This is a genomic window from Robertkochia flava, assembly GCF_020166515.1.
In the GTDB taxonomy this organism is placed as follows: Bacteria; Bacteroidota; Bacteroidia; order Flavobacteriales; family Flavobacteriaceae; genus Robertkochia; species Robertkochia flava.
In genome coordinates this window covers 458,908-475,643 of the sequence record NZ_JAINZT010000002.1, presented here as the reverse complement: position 1 = coordinate 475,643, position 16,736 = coordinate 458,908, and the positions used below count along the sequence as shown (strand labels likewise).

The 16,736-nt window shown below is 47.1% G+C and carries 12 protein-coding genes; 9 read left to right on the top strand and 3 right to left on the bottom strand.

The window, feature by feature from the left end; translation table 11 throughout:
* Nucleotides 1-11: 11 nt before the first annotated feature.
* Nucleotides 12-2,930, bottom strand: coding sequence for a SusC/RagA family TonB-linked outer membrane protein (locus K7R11_RS02515; RefSeq protein ID WP_224488402.1), 2,919 nt, complete (start codon nucleotides 2,928-2,930; stop codon nucleotides 12-14).
* 236 nt (nucleotides 2,931-3,166) lie between these two features.
* Between K7R11_RS02515 and aspS the strand changes: the two genes are divergently transcribed.
* From aspS to K7R11_RS02495, 4 genes are all read left to right on the top strand, one after another.
* The gene (gene aspS, locus K7R11_RS02510; protein ID WP_224488400.1) at nucleotides 3,167-4,915 is read left to right on the top strand and encodes an aspartate--tRNA ligase; all 1,749 of its coding nucleotides are present in this window, start codon (nucleotides 3,167-3,169) and stop codon (nucleotides 4,913-4,915) included.
* An 82-nt stretch (nucleotides 4,916-4,997) separates the two neighbouring features.
* Nucleotides 4,998-6,797: a chloride channel protein gene (locus K7R11_RS02505; RefSeq protein WP_224488399.1), complete on the top strand. Its 1,800-nt coding sequence runs from the start codon at nucleotides 4,998-5,000 to the stop codon at nucleotides 6,795-6,797.
* A gap of 3 nt (nucleotides 6,798-6,800) precedes the next feature.
* The gene (locus K7R11_RS02500) at nucleotides 6,801-7,055 is read left to right on the top strand and encodes a hypothetical protein (protein WP_224488398.1); all 255 of its coding nucleotides are present in this window, start codon (nucleotides 6,801-6,803) and stop codon (nucleotides 7,053-7,055) included.
* Between the two features lie 85 nt (nucleotides 7,056-7,140).
* Complete coding sequence (locus tag K7R11_RS02495) at nucleotides 7,141-7,335, top strand: cold-shock protein (RefSeq protein WP_224488397.1); 195 nt, start codon at nucleotides 7,141-7,143, stop codon at nucleotides 7,333-7,335.
* Nucleotides 7,336-7,386: 51 nt separating this feature from the next.
* Here K7R11_RS02495 and K7R11_RS02490 read toward each other — a convergent pair whose 3' ends face one another.
* Nucleotides 7,387-7,836 carry a nucleoside deaminase gene (locus K7R11_RS02490; protein ID WP_224488396.1) on the bottom strand — a complete coding sequence of 150 codons (450 nt, stop codon included), beginning with the start codon at nucleotides 7,834-7,836 and terminating at the stop codon, nucleotides 7,387-7,389.
* Between the two features lie 88 nt (nucleotides 7,837-7,924).
* On the opposite strand from K7R11_RS02490, the gene K7R11_RS02485 reads away from it, so the two are divergent.
* Together K7R11_RS02485 and K7R11_RS02480 are read left to right on the top strand one after the other, a co-directional pair.
* Nucleotides 7,925-9,712: a 1-deoxy-D-xylulose-5-phosphate synthase gene (locus K7R11_RS02485; protein WP_224488395.1), complete on the top strand. Its 1,788-nt coding sequence runs from the start codon at nucleotides 7,925-7,927 to the stop codon at nucleotides 9,710-9,712.
* A 24-nt stretch (nucleotides 9,713-9,736) separates the two neighbouring features.
* Complete coding sequence (locus K7R11_RS02480) at nucleotides 9,737-10,759, top strand: DUF3078 domain-containing protein (RefSeq protein WP_224488394.1); 1,023 nt, start codon at nucleotides 9,737-9,739, stop codon at nucleotides 10,757-10,759.
* Here K7R11_RS02480 and K7R11_RS02475 read toward each other — a convergent pair.
* A complete protein-coding gene (locus K7R11_RS02475) occupies nucleotides 10,756-12,102 on the bottom strand; it encodes a deoxyguanosinetriphosphate triphosphohydrolase (protein WP_224488393.1) in 1,347 nt (448 codons plus the stop codon). The genes K7R11_RS02480 and K7R11_RS02475 overlap by 4 nt on opposite strands.
* Before the next feature lie 348 nt (nucleotides 12,103-12,450).
* Between K7R11_RS02475 and K7R11_RS02470 the strand changes: the two genes are divergently transcribed.
* The 3 genes from K7R11_RS02470 to K7R11_RS02460 all read left to right on the top strand — a co-directional run bounded on the left by K7R11_RS02470 (nucleotide 12,451) and on the right by K7R11_RS02460 (nucleotide 16,731).
* Nucleotides 12,451-13,653, top strand: a complete 1,203-nt coding sequence (locus tag K7R11_RS02470) for a porin (RefSeq protein WP_224488391.1) — start codon at nucleotides 12,451-12,453, stop codon at nucleotides 13,651-13,653.
* 41 nt (nucleotides 13,654-13,694) lie between these two features.
* Nucleotides 13,695-15,962, top strand: coding sequence for an inorganic phosphate transporter (locus K7R11_RS02465; protein WP_224488389.1), 2,268 nt, complete (start codon nucleotides 13,695-13,697; stop codon nucleotides 15,960-15,962).
* 61 nt (nucleotides 15,963-16,023) lie between these two features.
* Nucleotides 16,024-16,731: a DUF6503 family protein gene (locus K7R11_RS02460; protein ID WP_224488387.1), complete on the top strand. Its 708-nt coding sequence runs from the start codon at nucleotides 16,024-16,026 to the stop codon at nucleotides 16,729-16,731.
* The last annotated feature ends 5 nt before the right edge of the window (nucleotides 16,732-16,736 follow it).

Here is a 16,736-nt window from a genome sequence, read left to right as displayed (position 1 = left end):
TCCTTTTCGCTTTAGAAGTTAACTCTTAGGTGAAAATAATATTGCTTAGAGCTCGGGAAAGGAGTCACCTCTATTCCTGTGGAAAGTCCGGCACTACCATTTACAGAAGTTTCAGGATCGTAACTGCTGTAATCGGTAATGGTAAACAGGTTTCTGGCGCTTAGCCCCAGTTTGATTCCGCTAATGGTCTCTCCCAACCAGCCCAGCTGATCTCCATTCAACCTGTAGTAAAGCGCAAGCTCCCGCATTCTCAGGTATTCTGCAGGCTCCACAAATCGGGTAGCCACAAATCCCTGGGTAAGGCGCTCCTGACCTTCAGGCGTGTCCAGATCCGGGGTGGTTTGCCCAAGATCCGATAACAGTCTCGAGAGGTTCAGGTTCTCACCACCCGCCTTCCAATGCAGCAGGAACGACAGGTCCCAGTGATTGAAGAAAGTGAACTGGTTGTTAAAGGTCATTTGGAAATCCGGCTCTGTATTACCCACCTGGGTAGGTACCCCATCGATGTTCCCCACCAATTGGGTTACAGGCTTTCCTTCTTCAATATAAAAAGTACCCAGTCCTAATCCAAATCCGGCCCCCGGCAGAGGGAAGGCAGGCACATCGAGACGGGTTACCTCTGAGGTATTTTTCCAGAACTGTACCCCGGTATTCCAGAAGAAATTATCCTGGTTAAATACGGTAGCCCTAAGCGCCAGTTCCACCCCGGTGTTCTTCAGGTCGGCCAGGTTGGTGGTCTCTGAACCAAATCCACTGGAAGTTTCAAGCGATCTCTGCAGTAGCAGGTCACGAACCCTACGATCGTAAAAAGTAAATTCAAGGGTAAGTTTATTCCAGAAGGTGGCATCAAGTCCCACCTCAAATTCCGCTGAAGTTTCAGGATCGATCTCACTGTCTCCTTTTGAAGGGTCTATGGTGGTACCTCCGGAACCTCCGATAGACACCGCATTTAAGCTGGTAAACACATTACCAAATGCAGCAGAAGACCCTGTTTCTCCATAAGCCGCTCTCAGCTTGAACTGATTTACAGCATCTATTCCCCAGAAATCGAAATTATGCAGGTTCACAGCTGCAGAAGCCTTCGGGAACCCATAGAATTTATTCGGATCTCCGTTCAGGGTCGACTTGTCCAAACGATACCCCAGGGTACCGATAAACTGATCCTTAAAGTTGGCTTCTGTTTGCCAGAAGTATCCAAATTCCTTTACGTTCTGAATGGTCTGATCTATAAAGAAGGCACTACCCTGGGAAAGATTGTCCTGGGCAGAGTTTAGCTGTGTGGTCTGATTAAAGATCAGGTCTGATTGCTGTTCCAGGTAGGATATACCCCCCTGGGTGGTCAGGCTGATGTCTCCAAGAAATGCATCCCAAACGGCGATACCCTGGAAGTTGTAGAAATCAAAATTATTTCTACCGGCACCGATAAAACCATTTTGGTTACCGGCCTGTGCCTGGTGGTCTTCCGGAACATAAACAAAGGTTTCGTTGGCCAGGAAGTCAGCACCTCCGTTAAGAATCAAACGAACCTTATGGTTATCGGTATTCAGGAAATTTGTTGTCAGTTTCATGCCCTGGATAAAACGGTTGTTTACATCCTCATTCTTGGCCTGATCTCTAACAAATATCGGGTTACCGGAGTAGTTCGGGTTATCCGGGTAATTGCCTTGTGCATCCGGATAAAGATCTACCCATGGCCGGGTAAAGGCCAGGGTATACCCGTAACTCAGTCCTCCCTCATTCTCATTTCCCGTAAAACTACGGCTGGCTCCACTTTTTACAAAGTTACTGGAAGCCGAAAGACTGAAGGTCTCTGATATCTTATGATCTATATTGGCCCTGAGAGAAAATCTCTCGAACCCGGTATTTTTTATAATACCCTCCTCATCTCTCAAGGATGTGGCCAGGTAGAATTGCGTCTTTTCACCCCCACCACTGGCACTCAACCGGGTATCGGTGATCAGGCCTTGCTCTCCGTAGATGGCCTCTTCGTAGTCGTAAAGGGATCCGTTCTCTGCAATGGCCTGGTCGTACAGCAATGCCTCATCCTCTCCGAAGACTTCCACCACCTTGTCGCGGGTCCAGTTTCGCATCCCGAGTTTTTTGATGATGGTGTTAAAACCGACATCCTGACTAAAACGAATATCTGTTTTTCCTTCCCTACCTCTTTTGGTCGTGATGATTACCACCCCCGCATTTGCACGGGTACCGTAAATGGCTGCAGCAGAAGCTCCTTTTAAGACCTCAATATTCTCAATATCATTGGGGTCCAGATCGGCAATACGGTTCGAGGAGTTCTCCTCGTTACCCTGGTTGGCTCCCGAAGCAAAGCGGAGCCCGGAAGGGATCTCTGCGTTGTTCACATACACCCCGTCGATAATAAATAATGGCTGGTTGTTCCCATTGATCGAGGAAATACCCCGTAATCGCATCGCGATACCTCCACCCGGGGCTCCGGATGCGGATACGATGTTTACCCCTGTCAACTTTCCGTATAAGGCTCCGTCAAGTGTGGGTTGGGCGGTGGTTCCCACCAGTTCTTCTGAGGAAACCGTAGAAACGGCATTGGCAAGGTTCGCCCGCTTTACCGACGATCCAAGTCCCGTTACAACGACTTCTTCCAATCCCGTAGCCTCCATATTCATGGTTACATCCACTGAGGTGGGACCGGTAACCCGTCTTTCCACGGTTTGAAAACCTACATACGAATAAATAAGGGTTGCAGGGAATTCGTCAATGGTAATGGAATACTCTCCATCAAAATTACTCGAAACTCCCCGGGTTGTCCCCTTAATGATCACACTTACTCCCGGCAATGGTGTCCCCATGTCGGCATCGGTTACCGTACCGGTGACCTCTCCCTGGGAAAATCCTAAAAACGGAAGTACTAAGAGACCAAAGAAAATGATTCTCTTTAACGCTTTTTGATTCATAATTTGTTTGTTTGGTTTGACTAATTGTACGTAATTTAAATCATTTTGATATATTTCATCAATTTTTACAAAGAAAATCACTATTGAAAGGCGGTTATTTTTATTTCATTCCTCTGAATTCCAGGCGCATTTTAATAGCTAACCTCCATTTTTGGCCTCCTGATTACCTCCTAAAATCTTTAGTCCATTTATCTGTATAACTTCTTACCTTTGCACCTCAAATGCATTTAAGATCTATGTACAGAAGTCATACCTGCGGGCAACTCAGAGCCGCAGACATCAGCAAAGAAGTTACCCTGTCGGGATGGGTACAAAAAATAAGAAACAAGGGATTTATGATCTGGGTGGATATCAGGGACCGTTACGGCATCACCCAGCTTATATTTGATGAAGAGAGAACTCCAAAGGCGGTTTTTGAGACCGCAGACTCCCTGGGGCGCGAATTCGTTATCCAGGTGAAAGGGGAGGTCATTGAACGGGAATCCAAGAATAACAATATCCCTACCGGGGATATCGAGATCCTGGTGAAGGAACTGGTGGTGTTGAACAAGGCCGAGGTACCTCCGTTCACGATTGAAGACGAGACCGATGGAGGCGAAGACCTTCGTATGAAATACCGCTACCTGGACATTAGAAGAAACCCGGTAAAAAACAAGCTTGTTTTCCGTCACCAGGTAGCTATGAAAGTGAGAAACTACCTTTCTGAGGAAGGATTCATTGAGGTGGAAACGCCTTACCTTATAAAATCGACTCCTGAAGGCGCCCGTGATTTTGTGGTACCTTCCAGAATGAATGAGGGGCAATTTTATGCCCTGCCGCAGTCGCCCCAAACCTTTAAGCAATTGCTTATTGTGGGCGGGATGGATAAATACTTCCAGATCGTAAAGTGTTTCCGGGACGAAGACCTCCGCGCCGACAGGCAACCGGAGTTCACCCAGATCGATTGTGAAATGGCCTTTGTGAATCAGGAAGATATACTGAACACTTTTGAAGGCCTTACAAGACACCTGCTGGAAGAATTAAAAGGTGTGGAGACCGGCACCTTTCCAAGAATGACTTATGATGAGGCCATGAAGCGCTATGGGAATGATAAACCGGATATCCGCTTTGGCATGGAGTTCGGAGAACTCAATGCGGTTGCCCAACACAAGGACTTCAAAATCTTCAACGAGGCCGAACTCGTGGTGGGTATTGCCGTTCCCGGGGGAGCCGCCTATACCCGTAAAGAGATCGACAACCTTATTGACTGGGTAAAGCGCCCGCAGGTGGGAGCTCTCGGTATGGTCTATGTAAAATACAATGAAGATGGCAGCTTCAAGTCGTCGGTAGACAAATTTTACGACCAGGAAGACCTGGCCGCATGGGCAGAGGCCACCGGGGCAAAACCCGGAGACCTGATCTGTGTGCTTTCCGGAGACACCAGAAAAGTACGTCCACAGCTCAGCGCGCTGAGAATGGAGATGGCAGAACGTCTGGGATTGCGTAAAGCAAGTGAGTTTGCACCGTTATGGGTGGTCGATTTCCCATTACTGGAATGGGATGAAGATACCGAGCGTTATCACGCCATGCACCATCCGTTTACCTCCCCAAAAACTGAAGACATCGCCAAACTGGAGAGCGATCCCGGCGCCGTTCGTGCCAACGCCTATGACCTGGTGCTTAACGGGAACGAGATCGGCGGAGGATCCATTCGTATATTCGATAAAGGCTTACAAAGCCTGATGTTCAAACATCTTGGATTTACCGAGGAAGAAGCCAGGGAACAATTCGGGTTCCTTATGGATGCCTTCCAGTACGGTGCGCCCCCTCATGGTGGGATCGCCTTCGGATTCGACAGACTTACCGCCATCCTGGGAGGTCAGGAATCGATCAGAGATTATATTGCCTTCCCTAAGAACAATTCCGGAAGGGATGTCATGATCGACGCCCCTGCACGTCTGGACGAAGAGCAGCTAACCGAATTGCATATCGCTCTAAAGAAATAATAATCCTGCAAGGCTGCCTTAATACAAGTAAGGCAGCCTTTTTCTCCTTTTATTTCCTAGCTTTGAATATATTACACCGGTAATGACGAGATCAAAGTCAAAGAAAAACCTGTTTACCCGCTTCCTGATATGGAAGTACAAACATATCTCTGATAAAAATTTCATTTACATCCTCAGCATTATTGTAGGACTCGCCTCTGGTCTTGCTGCGGTCACCTTAAAGAACCTCACTCATTTTATCGAGGTGCTGCTCAATATTTCTGCCCTGGGCAACCTACAGCTCGCATTTTATTTTGTGTTTCCGATTATCGGCTTCACCCTCACCCTGCTCATGATTACCTATGTAATAAGAAACAAGGTAAGCCATGGTATTCCCTCCACCCTTTTTGCCATATCCAAACGCAAAGGTATCATGAAGCGATTCCAGATGTTCGGAAGCTTGCTCACTGCCCCGATCACCGTGGGATTCGGAGGATCTGTAGGACTTGAAGGTCCTACCGTTGCAACGGGGGCTGCCATAAGTTCCAATCTTTCGCGCCTGCTGCATACCAACCAGGCGTCTCGTATGTTATTGATAGGATGTGCTGCTGCCGGGGCCATGTCATCTATCTTTAAAGCCCCGATTGCCGCCATCATTTTCGCCATAGAAGTCTTCAGCCTGGATCTCACCCTGGCATCCCTGCTTCCGCTCCTGCTGGCATCCCTTTCGGGAGTGATCACGTCCTACTTCTTTTTTGGAAACGATATTATTTTACCCTTCCGTATCACAGAGACCTTTACCATCGGAGACCTACCCTACTATGTTATTCTGGGAGTGGTAGCGGCATTTACTTCCGTGTATTTCTCCAGGGTATACGAGAATATCGCCATCTACTTTGAAAAGATCGGAAGCCCTCTTAAACGCCTTCTTACCGGAGGGTTGGCCTTCGGGTTACTGCTCTTTCTTATCCCCCCCTTATACGGGGAGGGTTTTGATGTGATCAACCACCTCATACAGGACCAGCCGGAAGTAGCACTGCAAAAGAATATATTCAACCTGGACCTCAACAATGCCTGGGTCATCATAGGACTTCTGGCAGGACTGGTTATTTTTAAGATCGTAGCGGCAGCCCTCACCTTCGGAGCGGGAGGCGTAGGTGGAATTTTTGCCCCTACCCTGTTCATGGGAAGCATCATGGGCTACTGCCTGGCACTGCTTATTAACACCCTTAACATTTTTCCCAAGGTGATCTCTACCAGTAACTTTACCCTGGTAGGTATGGCCGGGCTTCTGGCCGGGGTGTTACACGCTCCGCTTACTGCCATATTCCTTATCGCTGAACTCACCGGAGGGTACGACCTGTTCGTGCCGCTAATGATCACAGCAGCTATGTCCTATTGGATCACCCGGTATTTCGTACCCCACTCGGTATATGCCATGGAGCTCGGCAGAAAAGGAGATCTGATCACACACAATAAGGATCATGCCGTACTCACCCTTATGGATATAGAAAGTGTGGTGGAGACCAATTTTATTCCGGTTTATCCGGATATGAACCTGGGGCAGATCGTGAAGGAGGCCATAGTAAAGTCGAAACGAAACATTTTCCCGGTACTCAACCGGGAAACGCATTATCTTGAAGGCATTATACTCATGGATGACCTCAGACCGGTCATGTTCGATCAAAAACTGTACAACGAGATCACTGCCCAGGACCTGATGAACAACCCGCCGGCGGTGATCAGGATCCAAAAGGACAAAATGACCCGGGTCATGAAGAAATTCCAGGACAGTGGTGCCTGGAACCTGCCTGTGATCAAAGACGGAAAATATTACGGATTCGTTTCCAAATCAAAATTACTCACGGCCTACCGCCGAAAGCTCATCCATTTAACCCGATAGTTTATGAAGTATTTCCTGAGATTTTTATTCTTTTCCATCCTTGTAGCCATTGGGGTGGGCTATTATTTTAAATGGCAGGGAAACCATATCACCGGTGACCGCATCGTGGGACTGGCAGTGCTCGCTTCCGCCTTTATCCTCATGCCGATTTTTATATTTCACAGGTCCCGGGGAAAGAAACTAAAGGATTATACTTTCACAAAGGAAAACCTCGATAAGATGAAGGACAGAAAGCACAAAAAACCTGAAAATCAATAATTTTTCACTTAAATATCATTTTTTTAACACGACCTGAACATTTTAATCCTACCTTTACCGCTTTAATTTTTTATTATTTATTACAATGACTGGTACAGTTAAATTTTTCAACGAATCCAAAGGTTATGGATTCATCACCAATGATCAATCAGGAAAAGACATTTTCGTTCACGTTTCAAATCTGAACGGAATCGAACTTCGTGATGGTGACAAAGTAGAATATCAAGAATCAGAAGGCAGAAAAGGAATGACCGCCACAGACGTGGAAGTTATTGGCTAAGGATATATTTTATTTTGTAGTACAAATGCACCCCCCGGGGTGCATTTTTTTTTAGTTCAGATTTCTGCGCTCAATAAAAAAGCGCTTCATAAGCCGGGAAGCTTCTTCCTGCATAACTCCCCCCTGCATGCGGGTCTTGGGGTGCAGGGTAGTACCCATGACCCCACAGCCACGGTGTTCATCGGTGGCCCCGTAAACGATCCGGTCGATCTGGCTCCAGTAGAGGGCTCCGGCACACATCTGGCAGGGCTCCAGGGTTACATATAAGGTGCAACCCTTAAGGTATTTTCCGCCAAGGAAGTTGGCAGCCGCTGTTATGGCTTGCATCTCTGCATGAGCGGTAACGTCATTCAGGGTCTCCGTCAGGTTATGCGCCCGGGCGATGATCCGGTTTTCTACCACGACCACTGCTCCGACAGGAATTTCATTTTTTTCGAAGGCTTCTTCTGCTTCCTGCAGCGCCTTTCGCATAAAGTAATTATCATCAAATACTTCCACCATAATTACAAAAATACAATTTCAGTGTTTTTATATCCCATTTTAAGTCATTAAGGTAGGTACAATCCGAATCTCCTTGTAAATTTGTGCTATGAACACGCCTTTGCTCGACTCGATCAACGATCCATCCGATCTGAGAAAACTGGATCCCGCCACGCTTACCGATCTGGCACGGGAACTTCGACAGTTCATCATCGAGATCGTAGCCACCAAGGAAGGTCATTTAGGTGCCAGCCTGGGTGTTGTGGAACTAACCATCGCCTTACATTATATTTTCAATACCCCCGATGACCTTTTGATATGGGATGTGGGGCATCAGGCCTACGGTCATAAGATCCTGACGGGAAGGAAAGGGGTTTTTGATACCAATCGGCAGCTGGGTGGTATCAGCGGTTTCCCCAAGCGTGAAGAGAGTATTTACGATGCCTTTGGCACCGGCCATAGTTCCACCTCCATTTCGGCTGCCCTGGGAATGGCTATGGCCTCTAAGATCCAGGGCGATCACGAACGCAAGCATATCGCAGTGATCGGGGATGCGTCCATCGCAAGCGGAATGGCCTTTGAGGCACTGAACCATACCGGGGTTAGCGATGCCAACCTCCTCATTATCCTGAATGATAACGCCATTGGGATCGACCCCAGTGTAGGTGCTCTCAAAGAATACCTCACCCGGGTAAAGCGAAAAAAGAATACCGGTGCGCCCAATATTATTAAAGCACTCAATATCGCATATTCGGGTCCGGTAGATGGACATGACCTCCCGGCCCTGCTCAGGGAACTGGAGCGATTGCGCCATTGCAAAGGCCCGCAGTTCCTTCACCTGATCACCACCAAAGGAAAAGGCCTGAAAAAGGCAGAGGAAGACCAGGTGCTGTATCACGCCCCCGGGAGATTTGATGCCCGCACCGGGAAGTTATTACCAAAAAATGAAGAAGGCCTGCCTCCAAAGTTCCAGGATGTCTTCGGACGTACCCTTACCGAACTGGCCGGATTTAATGAAAAGATCACTGCTATTACCCCCGCCATGCCCACGGGAAGCTCCCTGAACATGATGATGAAAGCCTATCCCGAAAGAGCCTTCGACGTGGGTATTGCAGAGCAGCACGCTGTAACCCTGGCAGCAGGAATGGCGGCAAACGGAATGATCCCGGTTTGTAATATCTATTCGACCTTCCTGCAGCGGGCCTATGACCAGGTTATTCACGATGTAGCCCTGCAGAACCTCCCTGTGATTTTTTGTCTGGACCGTTCGGGACTCGTCGGCCATGACGGCGCCACCCACCACGGGGTCTTCGACCTGGCTTACCTTAGGTGTATTCCAAATCTCATTATATTTTCTCCGCGCAATGTTATTGAATTGAGAAATATACTGTATACTGCGACCAAGGGATTGGAGCATCCGATAGCCATCAGGTACCCCAGGGGAAGAGGCCGGATCACTGATTGGGAAAAGCAGTTCAATACCATAGCCACCGGAAAGGGGGATATCTTAAGAAAAGGTTCCCGCCTGGCCATTGTAACCATAGGAACCATGGCATACAATATTCAGGATGCTATGGAGTTACTATCAGAGAAAGAAGTGAGTCAGATCTCCCATTTCGACCTCCGCTTTCTGAAACCCCTGGATCAGAATATGCTGCATGAGGTATTCCGGGAACACGAGTTGGTTCTTACCCTGGAAGATGGCACCATTAAAGGCGGGATGGGAAGTGCTGTTCTGGAATTTGCCTCAGAACACCGGTATACCAACCCGGTAATCCTAAAAGGGATTCCGGACGAATTCATAGAACAAGGAAGTATTAGTGAATTGTATAATAAATTAAAGATTGACGGGCGAAGTTTGGCACAGGAGTTGAGACAACTTCTGTCTGTTTTGTAATCCCTGAACTAACCTACATGCGGTATGAAATATTGGAGAATCCTTCTCTTCGTTTTTTGTTGCAATACCCTGATTGCACAAAATGACCAGGAGATCCTGGGTGAAGAGCCATTACAGGACACCTTATTAGTGATCAAGCGGGATACGCTGAATCTGGAACAATTGCTGGCCAAATACCAGCCGTCTCCCCCTAAATGGACCACCGTTAATAAACTGGGATTCGACCTCAGTGAGATCGCTTTCGTGAATTGGAATGCAGGGGGAAATAATGCCATCACCACCTTATTAAAGGCCGAGTTCAGACGGAGGTACAAGAACCGAAACGTACAATGGAATAATGAGCTCATCATGCGTTACGGCATCAACGTTCAGGAAGGTCAGAAAATCCGGAAGAGCGATGACGCGATCCAGCTGAACTCTACCTTCGGTGCCAGGCATGATGCTCTCTCCAACTGGTATATGTCTGCAAAGGGAAATTTCAGCACCCAGTTCTCCAATGGTTATAAATACCCCGACAGGGAGCAACCCATTTCCCGATTTATGGCCCCGGGGTACCTCTTCCTGGGTATTGGTGCCGAATATTCCCCCGACGATAAGGATGTGAACCTCTATATTTCTCCCCTGACACAAAAATCCACTTTCGTCCTGGACCAGGACCTTGCCGATGCCGGATCTTTCGGGGTGCGACCTGCTGCTTTTGATAGCCTTGGAAATAAATTGAGAAACGGACAAAAGGTCCTTACTGAGATCGGTATCCTGATCTCTCACTCCTTTCAGAGAAAGATCTATGACAATATGTTCCTTTCCAATAAGCTCACCCTGTATACCGACTACCTGAACAGCTTCGGAAACATCGATGTAAACTGGATCCTGGATCTGGAACTACGGGTGAATGAATACGTAAAAGCCACCCTGGGCACCCACATCATCTATGATAACGATGTGAAGTTCAGCGAAATTGACAGCGAAACCGGAGAAACCATTCCGGTAGGCCCCAGGATCCAGCTGAAACAATTGCTAGGCGTGGGACTCACCTATGATTTCTAATGCAATGACTGTCCGTTGATCTTATTAAAGATAAGCAGGGCTTTCCCATCGGTTAGTCCCGCAACAAACTGAGACACCCGGAGTAGTTTTCCATAAGGATCTCCGGCTTCCCGGAAACGCTGAGGCAACATCTCCAGAATAAGTTTATCGTAATTGGTGGGTTTGCCTTCATAATCCCGCATCACTGCTCCGCAGAATATATCCAGCAGGGTGTTTAAAATGCGATACCCGGCTATTTCCTTTTGCACCACCTCCTGGCTCTGATAAATATGGGAAATACTGATCTTTATAATATCGTCGATCTGTGCCTTGAACTTCGATTGCTCCAACAGGGAGACGTGAAATTCCCCGGCCAGGATCGCCTCTTCATTTTCCAGGAAAATACGTACCGCATCATTGATCAGGGTACTTATGGATAACGCCCTCAGGTAAGCCAGACGGTCTTCCCTGCTGCTCAGGGCATGATATTTTTTCGTGTTAATGGAATCCCGAACCAGATTGATCAGGTATTCCAGGGCGTACTCTTCCCCTATAAGACCAAGGTTGATCCCGTCTTCGAAGTCGATAATGGTATAGCAGATATCATCTGCGGCTTCCACCAGAAAGGTTAAAGGGTGCCGGCAATAGGAAAGCTCTTCTTTTGTGTTCCCGGCAGGCATAAGGCCCAGTTCCTCTGCCACGTCTTTGAACACATTCCGTTCCGACTGAAAACAACCGTATTTCTTATCCGCGATCCGGTTCGTGGGCCGTTTCGGAAGGGATTCTTTCGGGTATTTCATGAAGGCCCCCAGGGTGGCATAGCTTAGCCGAAGTCCGCCTTCAATTCCCTGGCGGGTTTCGGTAAGAATACTTAACCCGTTGGCGTTCCCCTCAAAATCAACCAGGTCCTGAAACTGTTTCTCAGACAGCAACTCCTGATACTTTCTGCCATTTCCATTAGAGAAAAATTCTCCTATGGCCTTTTCCCCGCTGTGCCCGAAGGGCGGATTCCCAATATCATGGGCTAAAGCAGCAGCGGCCACGATAGCGCCAAAATCATTAAACCGGTATCCGTAAACCTCAGCCAGGTAAGGGTGTTTTTCCAGCACCGCCTTCCCAACGGCCCTTCCAAGACTACGCCCCACTACAGAAACCTCCAGGCTGTGGGTAAGCCGCGTATGTACAAAATCGGTCTTGGAAAGCGGTATGACCTGGGTCTTATCCTGAAGACTCCGGAATGCGGAAGAGAAAATGATCCTGTCGTAATCCACCTCAAATCCAAGGCGGGTTTCATCCTGTTCTTTTCTGATCCTTTTAAAGGTGTCTCCGTAACGTTTCAGAGACAAGAGTTGTTCCCAGTTCATAGTTCGGTTTTAGGTACTGCAATATACTATTGTCTTCCTGAAAAAAGGATCGCATTGAAAGGAAAAAAGCCCCGGAAAAAAATCGAATTAATATTAAAATAATATTCCGGAAACCTTTGCTTGAGGCTAAAGCTACATTTTTGCCTCAGTCTTAAGACTATTAAATATTTCATTAGTATTAATAGTTTTTGTCGACTTTAATGAAGTATTGGGGTTACCGGTTGGCCAGGTAACCCTTTTCTTTTATAAGCACTTACCTTTTAAAAAGAATATCCTTTAATAACACTCACTTTACATTCAGTTAACATATAAAAAAGTTCTTTGCACCCGACAAAAACTAATACCTACATGAGATATTTAGCTACAGTTATCATGCTGTTTCTACTTTCTCCAGCTGCTATGCATGCTCAGGAAGTAACAGCCCCAAAATTCGGAAAAGGACTTTTAAACATTGTTGGTCAGGACAGTACCTGGAGCATGAATTTTTCTGCCCGTGTACAATTGCTTTCCACCACAACCTGGACCGACAACGACGGAACTTTCGAGAACCCCCAAAACAACAACCTTATCAGACGTTCCAGGTTAAAGTTCAAAGGACACCTGTACAGCCCTAAGATCACCTATAAGATGGAGTTCGGGCTTTCCAACAGAGATATGGGAGGCACCTCTGCCTTTACCAACAACGCCCCACGGTTTATCATGGACGCAGTTATCAAGTACAACTTCTGGGAGAACTTCGAATTATGGGCCGGTCAAACCAAGCTTCCCGGGAACATCGAACGTGTGATCTCCTCCGCAGACCTGCAACTGGTAGACCGTTCCATCGTGAACTCGCGATTCAATATTGACCGTGATATGGGCTTGCAGTTAAGACACCACATCACATTTGGCAACTCCTTTCTGATCCGGGAAAAACTTGCCGTATCTCAGGGAGAAGGACGAAACGTAACCACCGGAAACCTCGGAGGACACCAGTACACCGGACGCATCGAGATCCTGCCTTTCGGGAAATTTGCAAACAAAGGCGATTACAAAGGTGCTGCCCTTGACAGACAGGAAACCCCAAAACTGATGGTTGCTGCCACCTACGACATGAACAAGGATGCGGTACGTACCCGAAGCAATATGGGAAGCTACATGGTAACAGATTACGGATTCCATGAGACCGATATCAACACGTTTTTTGCAGACATGATGTTCAAATACAAAGGTTTTTCCTTTATGGGAGAATATGCTAAAAGAGATGCCGACACCCCAGTTGCCCTTAACCTGGATGGCACCGCTACCGGAGACGTGGTTTTGGTTGGAGACGGATTGAACCTGATGTCAGGATACCTGTTCAAGAACGATTACGAAATCACAGGAAGATACTCCAACGTTGCCCTGGATGAAGCCATAACAGGCATCGGAGAGGAAACCCAGTACACTCTCGGACTTTCAAAGTATTTTGTTGGCCACAAACTTAAGCTGCAAACCGACGTATCTTACACCGATTTTGAAGCTAATAATGACAGGCTTATGTGGAGACTTCAACTGGATTTCCACTTCTAATAACAGACTAATTGCTAATAAGCATTTTTAATTTGACTACTATGGAAAACATTTATTTACTCATGATCGTTGCCCTGGCCATTCTGGCTATCGCCGACCTTGTGGTTGGGGTAAGTAACGATGCGGTTAACTTCCTGAACTCAGCTATTGGTTCCAAGGCAATCTCCTTTAAGACCATTATGATCATTGCGAGTTTAGGGATCTTTTTCGGAGCAGTATTCTCCAGCGGAATGATGGAAGTTGCACGAAAAGGGATCTTTATCCCTGAACAGTTCATGTTCAGTGAGATCATGATCATCTTTATGGCCGTAATGATCACCGATATTCTCTTACTGGATTTCTTTAACACCCTCGGGATGCCCACTTCCACTACGGTATCGATCGTATTCGAACTGCTCGGTGCTGCGGTAGCCATGGCGCTTATCAAGATTGGTGCTTCAGAAACCGAAACGCTTGCTGACTTAGGAAACTACATCAATTCTGATAAGGCTCTGATGATCATTTCCGGGATCCTGTTATCTGTGGTGATCGCGTTTTCGGTAGGTGCCCTGGTGCAATTTATTTCCCGTTTGATCTTTTCATTCCAGTACGAGAAGAAGATCAAGCACTTTGGCGCTATCTTCGGAGGGATCGCATTGACTGCCATCACTTACTTCATCTTTATGAAGGGATTAAAAGGGACTCCTTACTACGATGACCTGAAAGGATACCTGACCGGAAATGAACTGTATATTATCGGAGGAAGCTTTGTATTCTGGACGCTGTTCTCTCAGCTTTACAGCAGCTTGTTCAAGAAAAACGTCCTTACCTTCGTTATCATTATGGGAACCTTCGGTCTTGCCCTGGCTTTTGCCGGAAACGACCTGGTCAACTTTATCGGGGTGCCAATGGCTGCCTACCACTCTTTTGAAGCCTGGACAGCTTCAGGAGTTGCTGCAGACAGCTACTCTATGGAAACCCTTGCCAAAAAAGTACCAACCGAACCCTTCCTGCTTTTCATCGCCGGTGGCGTGATGGTACTTACCCTGTGGTTCTCTAAAAAAGCCCGTACCGTAACCGAGACAGAACTTGGTCTTGCAAGACAGGATGAAGGTCAGGAAAAATTCCAGCCTAACGCATTGTCTCGTGGTATCGTTCGTTTCAGTACCCGTATAAGCGAAGGCATCGGCGCTGTATTACCGGCTTCTGCCATCAGCACCATGAACAGGCAATTTGAAAAACCTGCCCTTGCAAAAGGGATGAAAAAGGAAGATGCTCCGGTATTTGATATGATCAGAGCTTCTGTGAACCTGATGATCGCAGGGGTACTGATCTCTATTGCCACTTCCATGAAATTACCACTTTCCACTACCTATGTTACTTTTATGGTTGCCATGGGTACCTCCCTCGCCGACCGTGCCTGGGGACGTGAAAGTGCTGTATACCGTGTTGCCGGTGTATTTAATGTGATCGGAGGATGGTTCTTTACGGCATTCTCAGCATTCATCGCTGCCGCTATCATGGCCTACATTATATACCTTGGCGGACCTGCCGCCATTGCGATCCTTTTATTCTTTGCAGTAGTATTGCTGGTTCGCAACTACATTACCTACAAGAAGAAAAGCTCCCTCAACAAGGAAGCTGACAGCCTGAAGCGCGCTGAAAGCAGCTCTATCCAGGGGGTTATCCAGGAGAGTGCAGAAAACATTGCCGCTGTAGCAAGCAGAAGTAACAAGATCTTTAACGATGCCATTATCGGACTTTCAAAGGAAGATCTCAAGATGCTTAAGAAAAGTAAAAAAGGTACAACCAAACTTACCGCTGAAGTGGAAGAGATGAGAGACAACATCTTCTACTTTATCAAAAATCTGGACGAATCGAGTGTGGGAGCATCCAACTTCTACATTACGGCCCTGGGTTACCTTCAGGACATGAGCCAGTCTCTGGAATTCATCGGGAAGGCGAGCTATAAGCACGTGAATAACAATCACAGAAAACTTAAGTTCAACCAGACCCGCGAACTTCTGGAATTGCAGCAGGAAATGGAAAACCTGTTTACAAACATCAAAGATGCCTTTACCAATAAGGACTTTGAAGCTATCGAAATACTGTTGCAGAACAAGGAAGCGCTAATGGCTAAGGTTTCTGAAAAAGTTCAGAAACAGATCGCCAGAACCCGTACCGAAGAGTCAAGCCCTAAGAACACATCGCTTTACTTTAGTCTCCTGATGGAGACCAAAGACCTCGCCGAGGCTGTGATGAATCTTATGGAGCTCTACAATAAGGAATACGACAGTAAAGTCCCCGTTCCGGAAACGGCAACGCATTAATCCACAAAAAAGCGCCTTGATCAAGGCGCTTTTTTTATTTTAGAGGGTAAAATTACACCCTATGCATCTTAAAACGCTTCTCCTTGTCTTTAGTATTGCATTGACCTCCTGTAATACGATAAGCGACGGCAAACAGGTTCTGGAACGCGCCATAGAATACCATGACCCTGGACAACGCTGGGATCAGTTTAAAGGCACCCTGGAAATTGAAATGACCACCCCTGATCAGTCTGTGCGGTACAGTGAAGTATTTATTGATCTGCCCGGCAACACCTTTACCCTGAAGACCGAAAGAGACAGCACCCAAACCTTCAGAACATGGAAGGATGGCCAGTGCACCTTCAGCCTTAACGGAGTCACCGATCTTACTCCCGAAGAAATGAAAAAGCACCGCGGCACCTGCGAACGCACCACCATGATGAAGAATTACTACACCTATCTCTACGGCTTACCCATGAAACTCATGGATCCCGGAAGCAGGATAGGTGAAGAGGTGGAGCGCAAAACTTTTATGGGGAAGGAATATCTGGTGGTAAGAGTAGATTATGACCCGGAAGTAGGGCAAGACGTGTGGTGTTTTTATTTTGATCCGGAGACCTATGCCATGGAGGCTTACCAATTCTTTAAGGATGAGACCACAGGCCAGGGAGAATATATCCTGCTCGAAGAAACAATGGATGTTCAGGGCATGAAAATCCCAAAAAGCAGGGCTTGGTATACCAACAAGGGAAAATACCTGGGAACCGACCTGTTAATCGGGGCAGAATAACCCTT

Coding starts and splice junctions, on each gene's coding strand:
- K7R11_RS02515 (WP_224488402.1), bottom strand. CDS start 2,930: ATGAATCAAAAAGCGTTAAAGAGAATCATTTTCTTTGGTCTCTTAGTA.
- aspS (WP_224488400.1), top strand. CDS start 3,167: ATGTACAGAAGTCATACCTGCGGGCAACTCAGAGCCGCAGACATCAGC.
- K7R11_RS02505 (WP_224488399.1), top strand. CDS start 4,998: ATGACGAGATCAAAGTCAAAGAAAAACCTGTTTACCCGCTTCCTGATA.
- K7R11_RS02500 (WP_224488398.1), top strand. CDS start 6,801: ATGAAGTATTTCCTGAGATTTTTATTCTTTTCCATCCTTGTAGCCATT.
- K7R11_RS02495 (WP_224488397.1), top strand. CDS start 7,141: ATGACTGGTACAGTTAAATTTTTCAACGAATCCAAAGGTTATGGATTC.
- K7R11_RS02490 (WP_224488396.1), bottom strand. CDS start 7,836: ATGGTGGAAGTATTTGATGATAATTACTTTATGCGAAAGGCGCTGCAG.
- K7R11_RS02485 (WP_224488395.1), top strand. CDS start 7,925: ATGAACACGCCTTTGCTCGACTCGATCAACGATCCATCCGATCTGAGA.
- K7R11_RS02480 (WP_224488394.1), top strand. CDS start 9,737: ATGAAATATTGGAGAATCCTTCTCTTCGTTTTTTGTTGCAATACCCTG.
- K7R11_RS02475 (WP_224488393.1), bottom strand. CDS start 12,102: ATGAACTGGGAACAACTCTTGTCTCTGAAACGTTACGGAGACACCTTT.
- K7R11_RS02470 (WP_224488391.1), top strand. CDS start 12,451: ATGAGATATTTAGCTACAGTTATCATGCTGTTTCTACTTTCTCCAGCT.
- K7R11_RS02465 (WP_224488389.1), top strand. CDS start 13,695: ATGGAAAACATTTATTTACTCATGATCGTTGCCCTGGCCATTCTGGCT.
- K7R11_RS02460 (WP_224488387.1), top strand. CDS start 16,024: ATGCATCTTAAAACGCTTCTCCTTGTCTTTAGTATTGCATTGACCTCC.